The organism is Rhodococcus zopfii NBRC 100606 = JCM 9919, assembly GCF_001895025.1.
GTDB lineage: Bacteria > Actinomycetota > Actinomycetes > Mycobacteriales > Mycobacteriaceae > Rhodococcus > Rhodococcus zopfii.
This window is the reverse complement of sequence record NZ_BCXI01000017.1, coordinates 40804-62355: the sequence shown is the minus strand read 5'-3', so window position 1 is coordinate 62355 and position 21552 is coordinate 40804. Positions and strand designations below refer to the sequence as shown.

The window sequence follows — 21552 nt, the reverse complement described above, 5'->3', positions numbered from 1 at the left end:
GGCAATGGCCCATAAGGACGACTCCTTCGATCCCACAGCGGTGGTGCTGTCGTCGCTGACGACGTCGCAGCGCCACAAGCTCGACGTCCGAGCCGGGCACGTGCGCAGCGCGCTCGCCGCGGTCAACGATGACGGGACCAACCTGGAGTCGGTGCTAGCGGCCAAGGCGAAGGAACTGGATGTCTCGGTGCGCACGCTCTACCGCTGGATCGCGGGCTTCCGGGCATCGGGGGTCGCCGGGTTGGCCGACACCCGCATTCGCAGCCGATATGCAGTCGGCGTGGACCCGCGGTGGGACGCGACGTGTCTTCAGGTGCTGGACGACTATGTCGAGGCATCCACGCCGACCATGGGAGTTGTCATCGACGCGGTTGTCCGCAAGTTGGAGGCAAGCTTCGGCCCGGGAACGGTGCCGCTGCCCAGTAAAGCCACTGCTTACCGGCGTCTGAAGGTGCTGGCGAAGGGACGGCATGCGTTCGGCAGTGCAAAGGGACGGCGGTCGGTGGCCGATCGTCCGACCGGTGTGTTCGGTCGGCTCCGTGCCACCCGGCCCGGCGAGTACGTGGTGCTCGACACCACGCCGCTGGATGTGTTTGCGATGGAGCCGATCACGATGCGCTGGGTCGGGGTGGAGTTGACGGTGGCTATGGACCTGTTCACCCGCTGCGTGCTCGGACTGCGGTTGACCCCGGTGTCGACGAAAGCGCAGGACGTCGCGAACGTGCTCTACCAATGCATCACCCCAGACCGCCAGCGGGACGACGGCGGGTGGCCGTATCACGGGGTTCCGCGGAATCTGCTCGTCGGCACCGAGGAACCCGACGGCGTCTCCCAGCAGCGGGTCGGCGACCTCCCTGCCTGTTTACCGGAGGCGATCGTGGTCGATCACGGCAAGCAGTACCTGTCCGATCACGTGATCGGGGTCTGCGCGCGGCTCGGGATCACGGTCCAGCCGGCGATCCCGCACAAGCCGACCGACAAGCCCACGGTCGAGAGATTTTTCCGCACGCTACGCGAATCCGTGCTCCAGCACCTGCCCGCCTACAAGGGCCCGGATGTGTACTCCCGCGGAAAAGACGTCGAGGACAAGGCGTTCTACTACGTCAGCGAACTCGAGCAGATCATCCGCGAGTGGGTCGGGTCGGTGTATCACCGCACCCAGCACGACGGGTTGTGTGTGCCGGAGATCCCGCGGGCCGAGTTCTGCCCGGCCGAGATGTTCGAGATCGGGGTCGCGAAATTCGGGTGCCTGCTGTTACCGAGCAGCCCGGACTTGGCGTACGAGTTCCTCGATGTGCGGTGGCGGATGATCCACCACTACGGGGTGGAGGTCGACGGGCTGCGCTACGACGGTGCCGGGCTGAACCTGTATCGCGGCACCCGGTCCCCGTACGGCGGTGTGCACGCCGGTAAGTGGCCGATCTTCGTCGACTCCCACGACGTCCGGCACGCCTACTTCCAAGATCCGGACACCAACGCCTGGCACCAACTGGTGTGGGAACACGGGGCGTGCCTGAACCAGCCGTTCAGCGCCGATGCCGTCGACTACGCCAAACGCGTCAGCATCCGCGAGCACCGCCACCTCGATCCGCACCGCGCCGTGCAGGACCTGCTGCTCGCGTGGAGCCGGGAGGAAGTCGAGACCCGCCGCGACCGCAGCCTGGCCCGGCGGCTCAGCGCGCAGCGGCCCACCCTCGACGGCGAACGGACGTCCGGTGCCGCGCCGGACGGCGAATCCGTGCGGGAGGACGCGTCGCTGCCCGGGGTCATCGATCTGCTCGAGCACCTCGCCCAACGCTCGACGAGCCCGGTCGAGCTTCCCGACGACCTGGACGTGTTCGAGCAGTACTACGCGCAGCGGCCGGACGAGGAGGTATTCGGGGTGTTCGACGAGTGAACCGATGGGCACGATGGTTGGCGGACAACGGCACCGCCCGCTACCAACTCTCCCGCAAGAAGGGATGGGATGCGTTCGTGCACTCCGCACCGCGCGAGTCGTTCGACGTCCTCACCCGCACCGAAATGACCCGGCTCAGCGGTGAGGAACGGGAGGACTACAACGAGGCCCGGATGGTGTGGAACGCGAACCTGCCGACGATCAAGACCAGCCAGCTGACCGCCGCGTACTCGGTGATCGATCAGGTCCTGGCCTCCGGGCGGCGGGACGGGGACAAGCTGCGCGGGTCGGTGGTGATCGACGCCGAACCCGGTTTGGGGAAGACGACCATCGCCACCCGGTACGCCCGCGACTTCCACCGCCGCGCCTACCGCCGGGAGGGCCCGGTCACCTTAGGTGGGCATCAGCGGTTGCCGGTGGCGTTCGTCCCGCTCAGCGCCGGCATCACGTTGAAGGGTCTGAACCAGCAGATCCTGCGGTTCTACGGCCACCCCGCCGTCGACCGGGCGTCGACCTCCAAGCTGGGTGCGTTGGCCGTCGACTGTGTCACCAGCTGCGAAACCCGGTTGGTCGTGCTCGACGACCTGCACTTCGTGGACTTCAAGCATCGCAACGGCATCGAGGTGTCCAACCACCTCAAGGGTCTGGCCAACGAGATGGCGGCGACGTTCGTCTACGTCGGAGTTCAGCTCGCCGAGAAGCGGTTCTTCGATGAAGGGCAGCTCGGGGAACAGGCCGCCTACGCGCAGACCAGCCGCCGTGCCACCCGCTGCCCGGTCGCCCCGTTCGCGGTCGATACCGATCCGGGGCTGCGGAGTTGGATCAGCCTGCTCCGCACGTTGGAGGGGCACATCAAGTTGGCCGACGCCCACGAGGGGATGCTCGTCGAGCAGGCGAAGGTGTTGCACCGGCGCACCCAGGGCCGGATAGCGTCGCTGACCAACCTCATCGACCGCGTCTGCTACCTGGCGATCGCCTCCGGCACCGAGACGATCACCCCGGAGTTGATCGCCGCGACCACCATCGACAATGCCGGCGAATCCGCCGCCCGCACGGCCTGACCCCACACCTTCCACCGCGCCCCCGGCGGCGCGGCTGAGGCCGATTCCCGGCGGTTACGACATCGACCGCTGGCCGATCACCGTCCCGATCCGCCCCGGCGAGGCCATCCCCGGATGGCTGCTGCATTTCGCCTCCCGGTACCAGCTGTCTCCGGCGCAGTTGTTGCGGGAGTTCGGCTTCACTTCCCGGCCCGCCACCGTCGACCGTGTACTGGACCAGGTCGCCGAGTGCTCGCGGGAGATCACCTGGTGCCTCGGCCTCGCGCCGCGGGCCTTGTCGCCGGCATTGTGTGGTTGGCCGGCCGAGGCCTCGCTCGGCCGCTACCTCGCGCACCGCCGCGGGATCCGGCACCACTTCAGCGGGTCCCGGTTTTGTCCACGGTGTCTCGCCGAGCCGGACTGCATCTGGCAGAGGCAATGGGCGCACCCGTTGCTTCCGATCTGCCTGCGGCACCGACTGCGGTTGCAGACCCGGTGTCCCGGTTGCGGGCAGGTGCCATTCTCCGACACCACCTGGCTCGGCAGCCACGGCCCGCCATGGCACTGCCCCCAACGGTGTCCGCGCGAGAGCGCCGATCGGAAGGTGCGTCCGTTCTGCCGGCACGACTTGCGCGACGCCACCGTAATCGAGGCCAACGACGACCTGTGCACGGCCCAGCGGTATCTGACCGCGCTGGCCGAGGCCACCGACATCGACGATCCCACCTCCCGATACGACAGGACGGCCGCGACGACCCGATTCGAGGCCTTCTGCGACCTCGCCGCCGACAAAGTCGGCATCGAGGCCCTCGTCACCCTCGGCGCCCATCAGGAGCGTCAGCAAATCCGATGAGCACAGGACAGTCCACCCAGTTCGTGGCTGACCCGAAGTTGAAGTTGGTATTCCCAATTTTGTGTCCCAAGGACACGCGGACGGTAATGCTGCTCAACGCCTGCGATACCCGCAACGCCGGACCGCCCGCAACACAGATCCCGCCCGCCCCGTTTTGGTCGTTCTTGGAATAGTCGTTCAGCTGGCGGGGCGGTCTGTCACTGTGACCGAGATCTGCTGGGTCTCGCCACCGCGGAGCACGGTCAAATCGACTCGATCGCCCGGGTCGAGGGCACGGAGCGCCGCGATGAAGTCCTCCGCCGACTCGATGTCGTGGCCGTTGACCGCGGTGATGACATCGCCCGGCCGGATACCCGCCGTCGCAGCCGGACCGAGCGGGACGACCTCGAGGACGACGGCACCGCTGGTGCGGTCGACTGCCAGTTGTTCGGCGATCTGCGGGCTCAGCGTGCCGGGCTGAATGCCGACGTACGGATGCTGGGCAGTTCCCGAGGCCAGCAGTTGGTCTGCGACGTCGACGACATTCGCCGCGGGGATGGCGAAGCCCAGAGCCACCGCACCCGCCGACGGGGGAATGTAGGCCTGGCTCATCCCCACGACCCGCCCTTGTCCGTCGATCAGGGCACCCCCGGAGTTACCCGGCGAGATCGCGGCGTCGGTCTGGATCAGGTCGACCAGCGGCGCCCCGGGGGAAGCCGACCCGGGGATCTGACGGTGCAATCCTGAGATGATGCCCGAGGTGACCGTGGCCTCGAACCCCAGCGGACTGCCCACGACTACGGCGAGCGCGCCGACCTCTGGCAACGCTGTCTCGAACGTCGCCGCAGTCAGATCCGTGCGGTCCGCTTGAAGGACCGCGACGTCGGTCACACGATCGACGGCCCGCACGTTCGCGGACACCTGTTGCCCGTCCGCGAAGGCCACACTCACCTGCCGGGCACCCTCGACCACGTGGGCGTTGGTGACGACGGTGCCGTCGGTCTTGTAGACGATGCCGCTGCCCACACCGGACCCGGTAAGCACGGTGACAACCGAGGCCTCCACCTGCCGGACCAGTGCCGGCAGGTCTACGGCAGGTCCCGCTGAGGGCGTCGAGGTGGTGGGAGCCGAGGCGCCGCATCCCGCGAGGAGGAGGACCACGATCGCGACCAGCGGCACCCAGATCGAGGAACGTACCGTCGACGGTACGCGCATCAGCCACCACCTCCGTGAGGAATCGGTCTCCTACTTGCACCTGCCGCGAGCGGGCCCACCCGATCAACATACCCCCGGCGGCGCCCGAGACCGGTCACCGAACCGCTTCGATGCACCCAGGCAACCGGCATCGACGAACGGCAGCGCGCATGCTCCACCACTGAGAGCCAAGATGCTTCGTATCTTGTTGCGCTGCCAACTTTTCATACAATTCTAATCTGGAGCGTCTCCGATTCGGTTGCCGCCCAGTGGAATCCGGTGGGCATGGCTCCAGTGGATGGATAAACCGACCGTTCGGAAAATGGATTTCTCCCGCCGGTTTCTCTCGGCGCCAGGAACTTGTCGTTCCGCCATCGAGCACCTGCTCCTGTACGTGAGCATGAAGGAACGGCTATTGCCAGCGTGTCAGCGACTGTACTGTCATTGCGGAATTCGCTTCCCGCTTTCGACTTGTGCGGGCCTTGCCACTCACCGCGTCGGCTGCGAAGATGACTGCATCGGGAGTTCTACTCGTGGACGCACCGCAGTAGTGGCCGGTACCCGGAGTTGCGTGTACCGGTCGCCTCGAGCGGGTTCCGGCGGACATCTATGCCCAGGGCAGGTATGGACGCCATTGCGCCTCTATTGTCGACGCCCGATAGGCGAATTGTGTTGACCGCCCGAAGGCGGATGAAGAACTCGCATTGCGGTTGGGCCGTTCGTGAGCCCAACCGGTTGACCGACGGCCGGGCCGTACCGGTACGCACAGGCTCGGCGAAACCCCACAACATCGACGCCGAGGGGGCGTGATGTCAGAGTCCAGTGGCGGAACCTCCGCCGTAAGTCCACACCCACCTGCTCGCCAGGTGATTGCGACATTCGACACCTATGCCGACGCCGAGAGCGCCGTCGACTACCTCTCCGACCAGCATTTCACGGTAGACAAACTGGCCATCGTCGGTCGCGACATCGAGCTGGTCGAGCAGATCGTCGGCCGATTGAACTACGGCTGGGCCGCTCTGCGCGGCGCCGCCGCGGGCGCGCTGACGGGTGCGCTGTTCGGCTGGATCTTCGGGTTACTCGATTGGGTCCAGCCGCTGCTCACGGGCCTCGCGCTCGCCTTCTACGGGTTGGTATTCGGCGCCGTTGTCGGCGCTCTGCTCGGCCTGCTCATGTATGCGCTGCAGGGCGGCCGGCGCGACTTCACCTCAATCCAGTCATTACAACCACGTCACTACGAAGTCCTCGCCGATGTCGAGGTCGCGGACGAAGCCGTCCGCTTGCTCACCGGCCGGACCGATCGAAAGGAATGAGTCATGGCGACTGCTGTGGGTATAGACCTGGGCACCACCAACTCGGTCATCGCAAGCTGGCAAGGCGGCGAGCCGGTGGTGATCTCCAATGTCGAGGGTGCGCGGACGACGCCGTCGGTGGTGGCGTTCACCGAGAGCGGCGAGCGCCTGGTGGGTCAGCTTGCCCGACGGCAGGCGATCTTGAATCCGAAGGGCACGATCTACTCGGCGAAACGCTTCATCGGACGTCATTTCGACGAGATCTCCGAGGAGGCCAAAGCGGTCAGCTTCGACGTCGTACCGGGCGACAACGGTGAGGCACGATTCGACGTGCGAGGTAAGAAGTACGCACCAGAGGAGATCAGTGCCCTGGTGCTGCGCAAACTCGTCGACGACGCCAGCAAGTTCCTCGGTGAGAAGGTCAAGGAAGCGGTCATCACCGTTCCGGCCTACTTCAACGACGCGCAGCGCAACGCCACCAAGGACGCCGGCCGGATCGCGGGCCTCGAGGTCCTGCGGATCATCAACGAGCCGACCGCGGCGGCATTGGCGTACGGCATGGACAAACAGACCCACGAGACCGTACTGGTCTTCGACCTCGGCGGCGGCACGTTCGATGTGAGCCTGCTCGATGTCGGCGAGGGAGTAGTCGAGGTTCGCTCGACGGCCGGCGACTCCCACCTCGGCGGAGACGATTTCGACCGGCGCCTGGTGGACTACCTCGCCGACGAGTTCCAGAGCGCGGAGAACATCGATCTGCGCAAGGATCCACAAGCGCTGCAACGACTCTTCGAGGCGGCAGAGAAGGCCAAGGTCGAGTTGTCCTCGGTAACTCAAGCCCAGGTCAACCTGCCCTTCGTCACCGCAGACGCGAACGGCCCCAAACACCTCACCACCACGATCATGCGATCGAAGTTCGAGGATCTGACGGCAGATCTGGTGGAACGCTGCCTCGGTCCGGTAAAGCAGGCGATGAGTGACGCCAAGGTCACCGCCAACGACATCGACGAGGTGATCCTGGTCGGTGGTTCGACACGTATTCCGGCGGTGCAGGCACTCGTTCGCCGGCTCACCGGCGGTAAGGATCCCCACATGGGCGTCAACCCGGACGAGGTCGTGGCGCTCGGTGCCGCGGTCCAGGCGGGCGTGCTCAAAGGTGAGGTCTCCGATGTGCTGTTGCTCGATGTCACCCCGCTGTCCCTCGGCGTCGAGACGCAGGGCGGGGTGATGACCAAGATCATCGAGCGCAACACGACGATCCCGGCCCGGCGCAGCGAAGTGTTCTCCACGGCGGAAGACAATCAGTCCGCCGTGGACGTCGTGGTGCTGCAGGGCGAACGCGAACGGGCCGCCGACAACCGGGTGCTGGGCCGGTTCCGGCTGGAAGACATCCGACCTGCGCCACGTGGCGAGGCGCAGGTCGAAGTCACTTTCGATATCGACGCCAACGGCATCCTCAACGTCACCGCCCGCGACAAGGACACCGGCAAGGAGCAGAGCATCACGATCAGTGAGCAGGGCAACCTGGACCAGAGTGACGTCGAGCGCATGCTGGCAGAGGCCGAACGGAACCGGGGTGAGGACGAGGCGCTGCGCAAGGCGGTCGACGCACGTAACGCGCTCGATTCGGTTGCCTATCAAGTGGAACGGCGACTCGCCGAACTCGGTGACAGTGCGCCACCGCACGACAAGGCGCGGGCCGAGATGCTGATCGCCGACGCCAGGAAGGCGGTCAAAGACGGTGCTTCACCCGCGGAGGTAGAGCCCCTGACCTCGGAGCTCCAGCAGCTGCTCTACGGGCTCGCGCCGGTCCAGGACGGCGGCGACGGACACCAGGCCGGCGGCGCAGAGGCTGCGTCGTCGGATGACGACGACGTGATCGACGCCGAATTCGATCGAAGCTGAGGCACACGATGGACAGATCTGCTGATCATTCGACGACCGAGCCGGCTACCGACGGTACCGACGGGGATCAGACCGAGACGGCGCCTGATCGCACCGACACGGGGGCCGAGTTGGCTCAACTCGAGGACCGCTGGCGCAGAGCACTCGCAGATCTGGACAACCTGCGCAAGCGGTATGCCAAAGATCTCGACCGTGAACGCGCCGCGGAGGTGGCGAAGGTTTCCGCGGCGTGGCTGCCGGTACTGGACAATTTGGAGCTTGCGCTGGCCCATGCGGGCAGCGATCCTCAGACCGTCGTCGAGGGTGTGAAGGCGATCCGGGATCAGGCGGTGCAGGTGCTCTCACGGTTCGGCTTCGAGCGCCACGACGAGGTCGGTGTGCCGTTCTCCCCGGAGCTCCATGAAGTGGTCAGTGTGGTGGCCCAACCCGACCTTCCCTCCGGGACCGTGGTCGAGGTCTTGCGCCCGGGCTATGGAGAGGACGGGCGGCAGCTGCGTCCCGCCACCGTGGTCGTCAGCCGCCCCGAGGGGTGAGCACCGATGGCGCGTGACTACTACGAAGTGCTCGGGGTCCCGCGGGGCGCCGGCACCGACGAAATCCAGCAGGCCTACCGCAAGCTGGCCCGCAAGTACCACCCCGACGTGAACAAGGACCCCACTGCGGAGGACAAGTTCAAGGAGGCCAATGAGGCCTACCAGGTGTTGTCCGACCCGGACACCCGGAAACGCTACGACCGATTCGGTGACGACTTCCGGCGTGTGCCCGAGGACTACGACGAACGGGTCCGGGCAAGCGCCGGTGGGTACGGCGGCGGGTTCGGCGGCGGCGGGTACGGCGGTGGGGGCGGGGGCAGAAGGGTGCACTTCGGTCACGGTGTCGGTGGCGAGGGCGGCGTCGACTTCGAGGACCTCTTCGGGCAGATGTTCGGCGGCGGTGGCGCGTACGGGCCGATTCCCGGCGCCGATCAGGAAGCGGAACTGGAACTGCCCCTGGAAGAGGCGTATCGGGGCGGCAAACGCACTCTCAGACTGGACGGCCGGCAGTACGACGTCGACATTCCGGCCGGTGTCCTGGACGGCCAGCGAATCCGGCTGGCCGGGCAAGGCGGCCGGGGCAACGGCGGCGCGCCGCCCGGGGATCTGTACCTCGTGGTGCGGATCAAGCCGCATCCCCGGTTCCGCGTCCAGGGCCGGGACATCTACGTCGACCTGCCCGTATCGCCATGGGAGGCGGTCCTCGGGTCGACCGTCGTCGTTCCCACCCCGGGTGGCGAGGCGAAAGTCAAAGTGGTGCCGGGCTCGTCGACGGGACGGAAGCTTCGCCTGCGCGGAGAAGGAATGCCCAATCCGCGGGGCGCCAACGGCAACCTCTACGCCGAAATCAAGGTGATGGTGCCGCCGAAACCGACAGCACGCGAACGCGAGCTGTTCGAGCAGTTGGCCACCGAATCGAACTTCGATCCGAGGAAAGACACATGAGCACCCCGACCCCGGTCACCCAGTACGTATTGGTTCGCCGTGCCGGTTTGTCGCCAGATGCCTTCGCCGAACGTACCGGGCTGCACCCCGACCTGGCACGAAAGCTTGTGGCTCTCGGCCTGCTCGACGCCCACCGCGACGCCGGCGGCGAGATGTCGTTCGAACCATCCGAAGTGGTCCACGCCGCCCGCATCCAACGGCTGCGGACCGGCCTGGGCCTGAACTACTCGGCAATCGGGCTCGTGCTCGATCTGCTGGATCGAATCGAGAAACTCGAAGCAGCTTCCCGCAGAAGGAGGACACCCCCATGGACACCGGCAGCCTGACTGAAAGGTCACGAGAAGCCCTGCAGGAGGCCCAGAACGTCGCGACCAGAATGGGTCACACCGAGGTCGACGGAGAGCACCTGCTGCTCGCGTTGGTCGATCAGCAGGAAGGGTTGGTACCGCGACTGCTCGAGCAGGCCGGTGCGAACGTCGATGCCCTGCGATCCGATCTGGAACGTGAACTGTCGCGTAGGCCGAAGGTCAGCGGCCCCGGTGCGACGCCCGGTCAGGTGATGATCACCCAGCGCCTGGCCAAGCTGCTCGACGCTGCCGAACGAGAGGCAAAGCGACTCAAGGATTCTTACGTGTCGGTGGAGCATCTCGTGATGGCCCTCTCCGAGGAGGGGTCGACCAGTGCGGCCGGACGGGTTCTCACCAGCCATGGGGTCACACGAGAGACCTTCCTCGCCGCCTTGACCACAGTGCGCGGCAACCAGCGCGTCACCTCGGCCACCCCGGAGGGGGCGTACGAGGCGCTCGAGAAGTACGGACGCGACCTCGTCTCCGAGGGGCGGGCAGGCAAACTCGATCCGGTCATCGGGCGAGACGCCGAGATCCGCAGGGTAACGCAGATCCTGAGCCGGAAAACGAAGAACAATCCGGTGCTGATCGGCGACCCCGGCGTCGGCAAGACCGCGATCGTCGAGGGACTCGCCCAGCGGATCGTCCGCGGCGACGTGCCCGAGGGCCTGCGCGACAAGACGATCTTCTCGCTCGACATGGGTTCCCTGGTGGCCGGTGCGAAGTACCGCGGCGAGTTCGAGGAACGGCTGCAGGCGGTGCTGTCCGAGGTGAAAGCGGCCGAGGGGCGCATCCTGTTGTTCGTCGACGAGTTACACACCGTCGTCGGCGCAGGATCGGTCGGCGGCGAGGGATCTCTCGACGCCGGCAACATGCTCAAACCGATGCTCGCCCGCGGCGAACTGCACATGATCGGTGCCACCACTCTCGACGAGTATCGCAAGCACATCGAATCCGATGCAGCATTGGAGCGTCGATTCCAGACCGTTCTCGTCGACGAGCCCAGTGCCGAGGATGCAATCTCGATTCTGCGCGGACTTCGAGAACGCCTCGAGGTGTTTCACGGCGTGAAGATCCAGGACGGCGCACTGGTGGCCGCCGTGACCCTCTCGCACCGGTACATCACCGACCGTTTCCTTCCGGACAAGGCGATCGACCTGGTGGACGAGGCGTGCGCCCGGCTACGCACCGAAATCGATTCGATGCCCGCCGAACTCGACGAGCTCACCCGGAAGGTGACCCGGCTGGAGATCGAAGAGGCCGCGCTGTCCAAGGAAACGGACGCGGCCAGCAAGACGCGCCTCGAGGAGTTGCGTAAGGAGCTGGCCGATCTGCGGGCCGAGGCCGACGCCCGGCACGCTCAGTGGGAGGCAGAGCGCCAAGCGATCCGTCGGGTGCAGGAGCTGCGGGGAGAGCTGGAACGATTGCGCCACGAGGCCGAGGAGGCCGAACGCAATTACGACCTCAATCGGGCCGCCGAGTTGCGGTACGGCGAGATCACCGCGCTGGAGCGCAGGCTCGAGGCGGCGGAGGAGCAATTGGCTACCAGGCAAGGCCGCAATCCGTTGCTGCGTGAAGTGGTCACCGAAGACGAGATCGCAGAGATCGTGGCCGCATGGACGGGTATCCCGGTCGCTCGACTGCAGGAAGGCGAGCGGGAGAAACTGTTGAAGCTCGACGAGATCCTGCACGAGAGGGTCGTCGGTCAGGACGAGGCGGTGCAACTGGTCGCAGACGCGGTGATCCGGGCGAGGTCGGGTATCCGTGATCCGCGCCGGCCGATCGGTTCGTTCATCTTCCTGGGCCCGACGGGCGTGGGGAAGACCGAGCTCGCAAAGACGCTGGCCAGTGCCCTCTTCGACAGCGAAGACAACATGGTGCGCCTGGATATGAGCGAGTACCAGGAGCGGCACACGGTGAGTAGGCTCATCGGTGCGCCCCCCGGGTACGTCGGGTACGACGAGGGGGGTCAGCTCACCGAGGCGGTGCGCCGCAAGCCGTACTCCGTGGTGCTCTTCGACGAGATCGAGAAGGCCCATGCCGACGTCTTCAATACCCTTCTACAGGTGCTCGACGACGGCCGGATCACCGATTCTCAAGGCAGGCAGGTCGATTTCCGGAACACGGTGATCATCATGACCTCCAACATCGGATCCCAGCATCTCCTCGACGGAGTCACAGCCGACGGCGAGATCAAGCCGGACGCCCGGGAGCGGGTGCTGGCGGAACTGCGCGGGCACTTCCGTCCCGAGTTCCTCAACCGGGTCGACGACATCGTGTTGTTCACCCCGCTCACGCTGCCCCAGATCGAGCACATCGTCGAGCTGCAGCTCGCCGATCTTCGGAACAGGTTGTCGGAGCGCCAGATACACTTGAATATCACGCCGGAAGCACGCCGGCTCATCGCCGAACACGGTTTCGACCCGGTCTACGGTGCACGACCCCTGCGCAGGTATATCGCCCGTGAGGTCGAAACCAGGATAGGTCGTGCGCTGTTGCGCGGCGAAATCGAACCGGGCGGCACCATCGATGTCACGGTCGATGACGGCGAACTGTCCGTCGCATATACGGAACCCGCCATCGCGGCCTGAGAAGAGGTGTCGTCATGGGATCCGACAAGGTGAAGTGCCCACGCTGCGGCAAGATCAACAAGGTGCCGGCGGCCGGGGACGGAAGACCCCGCTGCGGGAACTGCCACGAGCCGCTGCCCTGGATCGCCTCGGCAGGGGACGGCGACTTCGCGGAGGTCGCCGAGAAATCCTCGGTGCCTGTACTCGTCGATCTCTGGGCGACGTGGTGCGCTCCGTGCCGCATGGTCAGCCCCGCGCTCGAGCAGCTCGCCACAGAACGCGCAGGTCAGATCAAGCTCGTCAAGGTCGACGTGGATGCTGCACCCCAGACGGCCGAACGTTTCACCGTCCGTGCCGTTCCGACTCTGCTGGTGATGGACCGAGGTGAAGTCCTCGCTCGTCAGGCGGGCGCCGCTCCGGTACCGGTGTTGCGCACATGGCTCGATCAGGCGCTCTCGGAAAATGCAGGCAAGGAGGCGAAGCCATGACCTCGGTCCATGCCGACCCGCACGTGACCGCGATCCGGGCCGTGGTGCCCCGGACCCCACAGGGTTGCGAGGAATGTCTTCGCCTCGGCACCCCGTGGGTGCATCTGAGGCTGTGCCTGACGTGCGGACACGTCGGTTGCTGCGACTCCTCGCCGGGCAAGCACGCGAGCGCGCACGCTCACACCATCGGCCATCCGATCGTCCAGTCGATGGAACCCGGTGAGGATTGGCGTTGGTGTTATGTCGACCAGAACTTCGTCTGAGGACGCCGCACCCGCCCGCGACAGTCCGCCGGTCGACGACGAGACCCCGGATGCGGTCGGAGCATTCCCGCGGCTGACGGACGACCAGATCACGACGCTCGAGGTCGGTGGCACGCGTCGATCGGTTCGCGCCGGCGAGGTGCTGATCCGAGAGGGCGCGCCCAGCAACGACTTCTTCGTCATCCTCACCGGCAAGGTCGCGGTCATCGACGAGGGCGACGAGGACGGCGAACGCCGGATACTGCGCGTGCACGGTCCCCGCCGCTTCCTGGGCGAGCTCGGACTGCTGGAAGGCCAGGTGGCGTTCTTCACCGCCGAAGCGATCGAGAACGGCGAGGTCCTCGTCGTCCCGGCCGAGCGGGTGCGCGAGCTCGTCGCCCACGACCTCGTGCTCAGCGATCTGATCCTGCGGGCCTACCTGGTGCGCCGGCACCTACTGATCGGGCTCGGTTCGGGGTTCCGAATCATCGGCTCCTGCTATTCCCCGGACACGTTGCGGCTTCGCGAGTTCGCGATGCGCAACCGGCTGCCCCACAAATGGATCGATCTGGAGCAAGACGAACGGGCGGAGCAACTGCTGCAAAGCCTGGGTGTCGCCCCAGAGGACACTCCCGTCGTGATCTGGCACGGCGAGAAGGTGCTGCGCAATCCGACGAACGCCGAACTCGCCCGCATCGTCGGGCTCCCGGTCCCGGACTCGGTCCCGGACGCAGCGCACGACGTGTGCGACCTCGTCGTCGTAGGTGCCGGACCGGCCGGTCTGGCCGCGTCCGTGTACGGCTCATCCGACGGGTTGAACACGGTGACACTGGAGTCGATCGCCGCCGGCGGCCAAGCCAGTACCTCCTCCCGGATCGAGAACTACCTGGGCTTCCCGGCAGGGGTCTCCGGCGCCGAATTGGCGGAGCGCGCCATAATCCAGGCCGGGAAATTCGGCGCCCGCCTCCTGGTGTCGGCGGACGTCGCCGGCCTCGGCTCCGAGGCCGGGAACCATGTGCTCCGGCTGGCGGACGGCGGCGCGGTTCGCGGCCGGGCCGTCGTGCTCGCCACCGGGGCGCGATATCGCAAGTTGGCCGTTCCGGGGATCGAGGCACTGGAGGGGACGAGCGTGTACTACGCCGCGACCCATCAGGAAGCGCGGATGTGCGGCACCGACCCGGTGGCCATCGTCGGCGGCGGAAACTCCGCCGGACAGGCCACCGTCTTCCTCGCCGACCATGTCTCCCACGTTCACCTGCTCATCCGCGGCGGTGACCTCGGAAAGAGCATGTCCCGATACCTGGTCGACCAGATCGAGCGGCATCCGCGGGTGACCGTGCACCGGAACACCGAGATTCGTCAGGTCCACGGCGAGAAATACCTCGAAGAGATTGTGGTCGAGGACAATCGCACGGGCGACCAGGACACGATCCGGGTGCACGCCCTGTTCGTCTTCATCGGGGCGACGCCGCACACCGGGTGGCTGGCCGACACGATCGCACTCGACGACCACGGCTTCGTCCTCACCGGCATGGACGCGGTCCACGCCCGAGGAGACGGCAACCGGCCGATCAGCGCCGGGCTGTCCAGGACGCTCGAAACCAGCCGGTCCGGCCTGTTCGCGGCGGGCGACGTCCGCCGCGGCTCGGTGAAACGGGTCGCATCCGCAGTCGGTGAAGGAGCGATGGCGGTACGCCAAATCCATGAATACTTCGAAAGGAGCTGACGACATGCCAGTGATGGGCACCGTCAAATTCCAGCGGTTCTTCCGGGCAGCGGCCGGACTACAGGTCGACCGGAACGACCTCAAGCGCTATACGGATTTCATCGACGACAAGATCTACGACCTGATCCTGATCGGCAAGGCCTCGGCCAAGGCCAACCTGCGGGACGTGATCGAACCGTGGGACCTGCCGATCACCAAGGGGCTGCAGGAAAGCATCCACCGGTTCGAGAAGCTGGACGAGGAGATCGAACTACAACCTCTGCTCGACCAACTGGCGGCCCGGCCACCCTTGGACGTGGCTCTCTCCGAGGAGACCGAGCAACGACTGCCGCTGATCGCCGGAGGCCTGAGCGTGGCGCTGGCGCATACCTTCGTCACGGTCGAGCCGGACCGCAAGAACCCCGGGACCGCCGAATGGAGCGTCGTCTTCGACATCTTCCACCTACTGCTCTGACCCCGGGCGGCTGCCGGGGGCGACAGAGATCGATTTCCCACCCCACTGCGACGTCGGCGACTACACCGTCACCCAAATCGCAAACGTGCAGGACGTGTGCGGGTCCATCTCGGCCTTGGCCGTAGCGGGAAGTCCAGCTAGAGCGCACGCCTGAGAAGCGAGCGGGAGTGAGACGCCGTGCCTGGTGCGAGAGAAATTGGGGCGGATTCAGAGCAGGTGTTCGGTGGGGAGCCGCAGCGGGTCGGCAGCTTCCGATTCTTCCTCGACGGTCAGCGGTGGGAATGGTCCGACGCCGTCGCCCAGATGCACGGCTACCGGCCCGGGGACGTCACGCCGACCACCGAACTGCTGCTGTCCCACAAGCATCCCGAGGATCACCGGCGCGTCGCCCGCGTCCTCGAACGGATGATCAGTGACGCCGAACCGTTCAGCAGCAAACACCGCATCATCGACACCGCCGGCAAAGTTCACCTCGTCGTGGTCGTCGGCGACCTCTTGCACGACGACACAGACGCCGTGATCGGGACCACCGGCTTCTACATGACATCACCCAGTCCTACCGCAGCGATGTCAAGGAGTCGGTCGACGCGGCGGTCGCCGAACTCGCCGAGTCACGGGCGGTAATCGAACAGGCCACGGGCGCACTGATGCTGGTCTACGGGATACCCGCCGACCGCGCCTTCGACGTTCTCACCTGGTGTTCCCAGCAGACCAACACCCGACTTCGCACGATCGCCGAACAACTCGTCACCGGATTCGTCGAGTGCGAACCCGCTGCGGACCTACGGACCCGGTTCGACCACCTTCTGCTCACCGCCCACCAGCGAACCCGGCAACAGGGCTGAGTGAGTGACAGTCCCGCGGGGTGTAGGGAGTCAAACGAAACCTGGACCGGGCTGCCGACCGGTCGAGCACCCGATCTGGCACCCGCGCATCCGGGGACGGCTGGGTCGCGCGCGCTGCGCCGGCAATGATCATCCCGCCTCGTTCGACGGTTGTCGCGTCTGCTCGATGCGTTGCCGCTGCCGGACCCCGTACGCCGCCTCCCTGACGGCGGCGTCGTCCTCGAGACCCGACCCGAGCGCCCCACCGATGGTCGCGATGGACGCCAGCAACCAGGTGAGCGTCAGGTAATCGACGAAGTTCACCCGTGCCCGAGAACACTGGACAGCAGTTCCGGGGGAAGAGTCAGACACGCAGTGAACAGCAGCAGGCAGAACAGGGCCACATGCAGCACGACGACGCCGATGACCAGGGTGACCACGGTCGCGGTGTTGTACAGCACCGAACGATCCCGCTCCTCCGGCGACGTCGGCCGCTCCCACAGTTCGTGATCGAGGATCAGCCACAGAATCATCGCCACGATCGACAGGACCGTCGCCGCACTCATCCGCCATGGGCCCATCGTGTCGGCGAACAACCAGATCGTGTTGGTGGCCAGTGCGATCGCACCCGTGGCGAAGGCGCCGACGAGCACCTTCGACAGTCCGGTGACCAGTCGCCACGGCCGGTTGGCCCGCACCATCCCCGACAGCAGTCGCAGTCGCCGCAGTCCCGAGGGCGCCAAGTATCGGATGCCGTCCTTGATCTGCACACACGGGTACCGTCGCGCCGCGCCGGGAGGCATGAGTTCGGGTTCACCGAGAACGCGGGCGAGCGCGAGTTCGGTGACGGTGCGGATGCGGCGCTCGATCCGGACGCCGCCCACACCGGCGACCGAGATGGGTGCGAATCTGTGGTCGACGCTGACGTCGGCCACCACCGGCAGGGTGTCCTCCCGGCGCGGCAGATCGGTGAGATACACGACGATGTCTTCCTGTTCGGAGGACGGATCGACCGTGTCGATGACATCGGTGAAATCGGCTTGCTCGTCCGGCAGGTACGGTTTGCGGCGCACACAGGTCGTCCACCGGCGCTCGGGCCGGTCAGGGCTTTGCAGGCGTTCCGGCAGGTAGTCGGCGATGCGTTCGGCAAGAGCCGCTGGTTCGCCCGGATCCGCGATCAGCAGCACCGAAACCTGCTCACCCGCGGCACCGGAGTGCCCCGCCTGCAGATGCTCGTTCGCCGTCACCGCCTTCGCGTACCCGCCCGGTGTGTCCCCAAACTCCAGGCTGTGGGTGCGAGTCGATCACAGCGCCCGCCACGGATATCGGCTGCCAGTCCGTGTCCGGTAGACACCCCGCAGCGTCTGAGGATGCACCGCGGACACGACCACAACCCGCGGGATCTGGTCCGCTCGGTGCACCCCACTGATCGATCCATTAGGGGCAAACGGGCCAATGACTGGGCATCGATCTCCTTACGGGATAGCGACCGGGCTGAGGATTCTGACAAGTTCGTGGGAATAAGGCACTGACACGACGGCGAGAACCTGCAGGTCGGAGATCCGCGAAGTGACACCGATCCGCGGAACCTACAGGTTTTGTAGGTTCTTGTCCTGTGCCATCGGACCTGAGGCTTTGTCCAGCATCCGAGGCAAGTGAGACTCTGCACGAGAATTTCAGTGGTTGCGACCTGGGGATTCGTCAGTGCATGTCAGGGGCTCTCGTCACGAGAATGTCAGTGGCCGCGGAGAGAGTCCCGCCGGGATGTCAGTGCGGTGAGCTGGGGGTTTCCATCGGTGGCAGGGGCCAGCACCCTTCGCCCGCGGCGCGGACATCGACGCTGGAGGCCCGGGACGTACGCCGTGATGGATGTGCCGCCGACCCATTGCTCGACATAAATACTATGTGAAGTAGTATTTGGGCCGGACGACAACACCGAAGGTCCACACGTCCCCGGATCGCAGGGTCGATTGCGTTCCGCGACCCTGCGTGTGCAGGGCGATGTGGGCCGTGACAGGAAGACGACGCCGTGATCACGACGCACCTCGAGCCGCCGACACGACAGCGCAGTGCCCCCTCGGGATCGACCGGCGGACGGGACCGTCGGTGAGAACGGGGCAGCACACGGAGTCGGCTGCCGGCCTCGTGTGCGCAGCCACGTCCGCGGACCGGCCAGCCGATGCGTTGCGCGGCGGCCGGGTTCGGGTGAGGCCGCCGGTACAGCGAGCGCCTCGTCGACGATCGTGGCAGGTGCTGGTGCTGGCTCTTGTGGCGGTACTGGGGGTCGGCGCCTGCGGCACCGGCACCGACGCCGTCGCCCAGGGCGGCACCTTCGACTTCGTCGCTCCCGGCGGCCAGACCGACATCTTCTACGATCCGCCGGCCGAGCGCGGACAACTGGGGGCGCTGGCCGGCCCGGATCTGATGACCGACGGGGCCACGGTCGACCTGGCCGACTACGCCGGACAGGTGGTCGTGCTCAACCTGTGGGGTCAGTGGTGCGCCCCGTGCCGCAGCGAGGCCGACGACCTCGAACGCGCCTACGAGGCCACTCGGGCGCTGGGGGTGCAGTTTCTCGGCATTAACGTCCGCGACCCCCAGCGCGACAAGGCCCAAGACTTCGTCATCGACAACAATGTCTCCTACCCGTCGATCTACGACCCACCGATGCGCACCCTGACCGCCCTCGGTGGCGCCTTTCCCACCAGCGTCATCCCGTCCACACTCGTCCTCGACCGGCGGCACCGCGTCGCGGCGGTGTTTCTGCGGGCTCTGCTGACCGAGGATTTGCAACCGGTCGTCGAACGAGTGGCGGCCGAACAGTGACGGTGACCGTGCTCGCGCAAGGAGTCGGCTCGAGTTTCCAGACGGCAGCCGCGACCGGGCCGCTGCTCTTGGCGGTGGGCGCCTGTTTACTGGCCGGACTGATCTCCTTCGCCTCCCCGTGTGTGGTGCCCTTGGTGCCGGGCTACCTGTCGTATCTGGCCGGCGTCTCCGGTGCCGACGCTCCACCGCTCACCGCCGAGGTACGCACCGCCGGGGTACACGCTCCAGGACGGTGGCGGGTCACCGGAGCCGCGGCATTGTTCGTCGCAGGATTCACCGTGGTGTTCGTGCTGGCCACGGTCTCGGTGTTCGGGGTGATCGGGGCGTTGCGGCTCAATCAGGAGCTGCTCCAACGCCTCGGCGGAGTGGTCACCATCGTCATGGCCCTGGCGTTTCTCGGGCTGATCCCGGTCTTGCAGAAGGACACCCGCTTCGCGCCCCGGCGCATCTCCTCCCTCGCCGGCGCCCCGCTGTTGGGCGGGGTGTTCGCGCTGGGATGGACCCCGTGCCTGGGACCGACGCTGGCCGGGGTGCTGTCCGTGGCCGCGGGTACCGAAGGCACCACCGCCGCCCGCGGGGTGGTGCTGATCGTCGCCTATTGCCTCGGGTTGGGCCTGCCGTTCGTGGCCCTGGCCTTCGGATCCACCTCGGCCCTGCGCGGAGTCGGGTGGCTGCGCCGACACTCCCGTCACATCCAGATCGTCGGCGGCGTGCTGCTCCTGGCAGTGGGAACCGCGCTGGTGACCGGAGTCTGGGAGGTCTTCATCGCGTGGATCCGCGACGAGTTCGTCACCGGGACGGTGCTGCCGATATGACCGTCACCGACCGCGCTCCGGCCTCGAAGCCATCACCGCCGCCGGAACCATCACCGCTGCGCCGAGCTGTCGCCACTGCACGCAACCTGTGGCGTCAGCTCACTTCGATGCGCACCGCCCTGGTGCTACTGTTCCTGCTCGCCCTGGCCGCGGTCCCCGGGGCGCTGCTGCCGCAACGCAGCCTCAACGCCGGCAAGGTCGACGAGTACATCACCGCCCGGCCGATTCTCGGCCCGATCTTCGATCGGCTCGAGTTGTTCGACGTGTTCGCCAGCTTCTGGTTCACCGCCGTCTATGTGCTGTTGATGGTCTCGCTCGTGGGCTGTCTGATTCCCCGGCTGCGTGAGCATCTGCGCGCTGTGCGCAGCGCCCCGGTGCCGGTCCCGCGCAATCTCTCGCGCCTGCCGCACCATCATCAGGGGTTGCTTCCCGAGCCCACCGACCAGGCCCTCGACCGAGTCCTCGACCTGCTGCGAGGCTGGCGTATGACCACCTGGACCGAGCCCGGCCCGGTACAGGCGGTGTCCGCGGAAAAGGGGTATCTGCGCGAAGCCGGCAACCTGGTCTTCCACTTCTCGCTGGTCGGGCTGCTGGTGGCGGTGGCCACCGGTCGGCTGTTCGGCTACGAGGGGTCGGTGATCGTCATCGCCGACGGCGGGCCGGGATTGTGCAACACCTCCCCGGCGGTGTACGACTCGTTCCGCGCCGGAGCCGCCACCGACGGCACCGGACTCGATCCGTTCTGCCTCAAGGTCGAGGATTTTTCTGCCGACTACCTCGACAACGGGCAAGCCGAAATGTTTACCTCCACGCTGTCCTACCAGACCGGCACGGACATCGGCACCGACCGCTGGCAGCGGTACCAAGTGCGGGTCAACGAGCCGCTGCGTCTGGGCGACGAACGGGTGTATCTCACCGGTCACGGTTACGCCCCCCGGTTCACCGTGACCTTCCCCGACGGGCAACAACGCACCGAGACACTGCAGTTCGCCCCCGAGGATGCCACCACGTTCCTCAGCAGCGGGGCCATGCGGTTCGATCCGCCCGGCGGCACCTATCCGGATCCGGACGAGCGTCGCCGCAACCAGATCGCAATCGAAGGATTGTTCGCTCCCACGGCAGCCTTCAACGGCACCTTGCTCACTTCGGTGTTCCCCGACCTGCGCGATCCTGCGGTGGCCGTCGACATCTACAAAGGCGATACCGGGCTCGACACCGGCATTCCCCAGTCGATCTTTTCGCTCAATGCCGAGATGATCAACCAAGGCCGACTGGTCAAACAGGCCCGGGTCAACCTGCGACCCGGAGAACACACCACCCTCGCCGACGGCACCACCGTCCGGTTCGACGGCGCCGAGGAATTCGCCTATCTGCAGGTCTCCCACGACCCTGCCCAAAACTGGGTGCTGGTGTTCGCGATCACCATGATGGGCGGGTTGGTGGCCTCACTGGTGATCAAACGCCGCCGGATCTGGGTGCGGCTGCGCCCCGCCGGGGGCGGTACCGCCGTCGAACTCGGCGGTCTGGCCCGCACCGACCACGCCGGCTGGGGGCCGGAGTTCACCGACATCTGCCGACGCCTGGACCCCGGGGCATCGCCTGCTGCGAAAGAGGACCGCTAG

17 protein-coding genes and 2 pseudogenes are annotated in these 21552 nt (G+C 66.5%); 17 read left to right on the top strand and 2 right to left on the bottom strand.

The window, feature by feature from the left end:
- Positions 1 to 4 precede the first annotated feature (4 nt).
- The 3 genes from RZ1_RS13005 to RZ1_RS12995 are packed head-to-tail and all read left to right on the top strand — an operon-like array spanning position 5 to position 3790.
- On the top strand, positions 5 to 1897 hold the full coding sequence (locus RZ1_RS13005) for a TnsB C-terminal domain-containing protein (protein WP_228802182.1): 1893 nt from the start codon (positions 5 to 7) through the stop codon (positions 1895 to 1897).
- A complete protein-coding gene (locus RZ1_RS13000; protein ID WP_174565203.1) occupies positions 1894 to 2958 on the top strand; it encodes an ATP-binding protein in 1065 nt (354 codons plus the stop codon). Before RZ1_RS13005 ends, RZ1_RS13000 begins: the two co-directional genes overlap by 4 nt.
- The gene (locus RZ1_RS12995; RefSeq protein ID WP_003942649.1) at positions 2927 to 3790 is read left to right on the top strand and encodes a TniQ family protein; all 864 of its coding nucleotides are present in this window, start codon (positions 2927 to 2929) and stop codon (positions 3788 to 3790) included. The genes RZ1_RS13000 and RZ1_RS12995 overlap by 32 nt, the downstream gene beginning before the upstream one ends.
- 177 nt (positions 3791 to 3967) lie before the next feature.
- Here RZ1_RS12995 and RZ1_RS12990 read toward each other — a convergent pair whose 3' ends face one another.
- Positions 3968 to 4984: a S1C family serine protease gene (locus RZ1_RS12990; protein ID WP_072812429.1), complete on the bottom strand. Its 1017-nt coding sequence runs from the start codon at positions 4982 to 4984 to the stop codon at positions 3968 to 3970.
- A gap of 788 nt (positions 4985 to 5772) precedes the next feature.
- Here RZ1_RS12990 and RZ1_RS12985 point away from each other — a divergent pair.
- From RZ1_RS12985 to RZ1_RS12935, 11 genes and pseudogenes are all read left to right on the top strand, one after another.
- Positions 5773 to 6276: a YflT domain-containing protein gene (locus RZ1_RS12985; protein WP_005203454.1), complete on the top strand. Its 504-nt coding sequence runs from the start codon at positions 5773 to 5775 to the stop codon at positions 6274 to 6276.
- A 3-nt stretch (positions 6277 to 6279) separates the two neighbouring features.
- Complete coding sequence (gene dnaK, locus RZ1_RS12980) at positions 6280 to 8160, top strand: molecular chaperone DnaK (RefSeq protein ID WP_072812428.1); 1881 nt, start codon at positions 6280 to 6282, stop codon at positions 8158 to 8160.
- Positions 8161 to 8168: 8 nt separating this feature from the next.
- On the top strand, positions 8169 to 8693 hold the full coding sequence (locus RZ1_RS12975; RefSeq protein WP_072812426.1) for a nucleotide exchange factor GrpE: 525 nt from the start codon (positions 8169 to 8171) through the stop codon (positions 8691 to 8693).
- Positions 8694 to 8699: 6 nt separating this feature from the next.
- On the top strand, positions 8700 to 9638 hold the full coding sequence (locus RZ1_RS12970; RefSeq protein ID WP_072812424.1) for a DnaJ C-terminal domain-containing protein: 939 nt from the start codon (positions 8700 to 8702) through the stop codon (positions 9636 to 9638).
- On the top strand, positions 9635 to 9964 hold the full coding sequence (locus RZ1_RS12965) for a chaperone modulator CbpM (RefSeq protein ID WP_005259200.1): 330 nt from the start codon (positions 9635 to 9637) through the stop codon (positions 9962 to 9964). Before RZ1_RS12970 ends, RZ1_RS12965 begins: the two co-directional genes overlap by 4 nt.
- Entirely contained in the window at positions 9946 to 12576 is a 2631-nt protein-coding gene (clpB, locus tag RZ1_RS12960) for an ATP-dependent chaperone ClpB (protein ID WP_072812422.1), read from the top strand. Before RZ1_RS12965 ends, clpB begins: the two co-directional genes overlap by 19 nt.
- 14 nt (positions 12577 to 12590) lie before the next feature.
- Positions 12591 to 13043 carry a thioredoxin gene (trxA, locus tag RZ1_RS12955; RefSeq protein ID WP_072812421.1) on the top strand — a complete coding sequence of 151 codons (453 nt, stop codon included), beginning with the start codon at positions 12591 to 12593 and terminating at the stop codon, positions 13041 to 13043.
- Entirely contained in the window at positions 13040 to 13306 is a 267-nt protein-coding gene (locus tag RZ1_RS12950) for a UBP-type zinc finger domain-containing protein (RefSeq protein WP_005180064.1), read from the top strand. The genes trxA and RZ1_RS12950 overlap by 4 nt, the downstream gene beginning before the upstream one ends.
- Positions 13284 to 15011: an FAD-dependent oxidoreductase gene (locus tag RZ1_RS12945; RefSeq protein WP_072812419.1), complete on the top strand. Its 1728-nt coding sequence runs from the start codon at positions 13284 to 13286 to the stop codon at positions 15009 to 15011. The genes RZ1_RS12950 and RZ1_RS12945 overlap by 23 nt, the downstream gene beginning before the upstream one ends.
- 13 nt (positions 15012 to 15024) lie before the next feature.
- A complete protein-coding gene (locus RZ1_RS12940; protein ID WP_174565206.1) occupies positions 15025 to 15465 on the top strand; it encodes a DUF1931 family protein in 441 nt (146 codons plus the stop codon).
- A gap of 195 nt (positions 15466 to 15660) precedes the next feature.
- A pseudogene (locus tag RZ1_RS12935) lies at positions 15661 to 16310 on the top strand (PAS and ANTAR domain-containing protein).
- Positions 16311 to 16439: 129 nt separating this feature from the next.
- Here RZ1_RS12935 and RZ1_RS12930 read toward each other — a convergent pair.
- Positions 16440 to 17536, bottom strand: a pseudogene (locus RZ1_RS12930) (hypothetical protein).
- A 1003-nt stretch (positions 17537 to 18539) separates the two neighbouring features.
- Here RZ1_RS12930 and RZ1_RS12925 point away from each other — a divergent pair.
- From RZ1_RS12925 to resB, 3 genes are read left to right on the top strand one after another with little or no spacing between them, the layout of a single operon-like run.
- Positions 18540 to 19115, top strand: a complete 576-nt coding sequence (locus RZ1_RS12925) for a TlpA disulfide reductase family protein (protein ID WP_003939272.1) — start codon at positions 18540 to 18542, stop codon at positions 19113 to 19115.
- Positions 19112 to 19930, top strand: coding sequence for a cytochrome c biogenesis CcdA family protein (locus tag RZ1_RS12920; protein WP_010596783.1), 819 nt, complete (start codon positions 19112 to 19114; stop codon positions 19928 to 19930). The genes RZ1_RS12925 and RZ1_RS12920 overlap by 4 nt, the downstream gene beginning before the upstream one ends.
- Complete coding sequence (resB, locus tag RZ1_RS12915) at positions 19927 to 21552, top strand: cytochrome c biogenesis protein ResB (protein WP_072812415.1); 1626 nt, start codon at positions 19927 to 19929, stop codon at positions 21550 to 21552. Before RZ1_RS12920 ends, resB begins: the two co-directional genes overlap by 4 nt.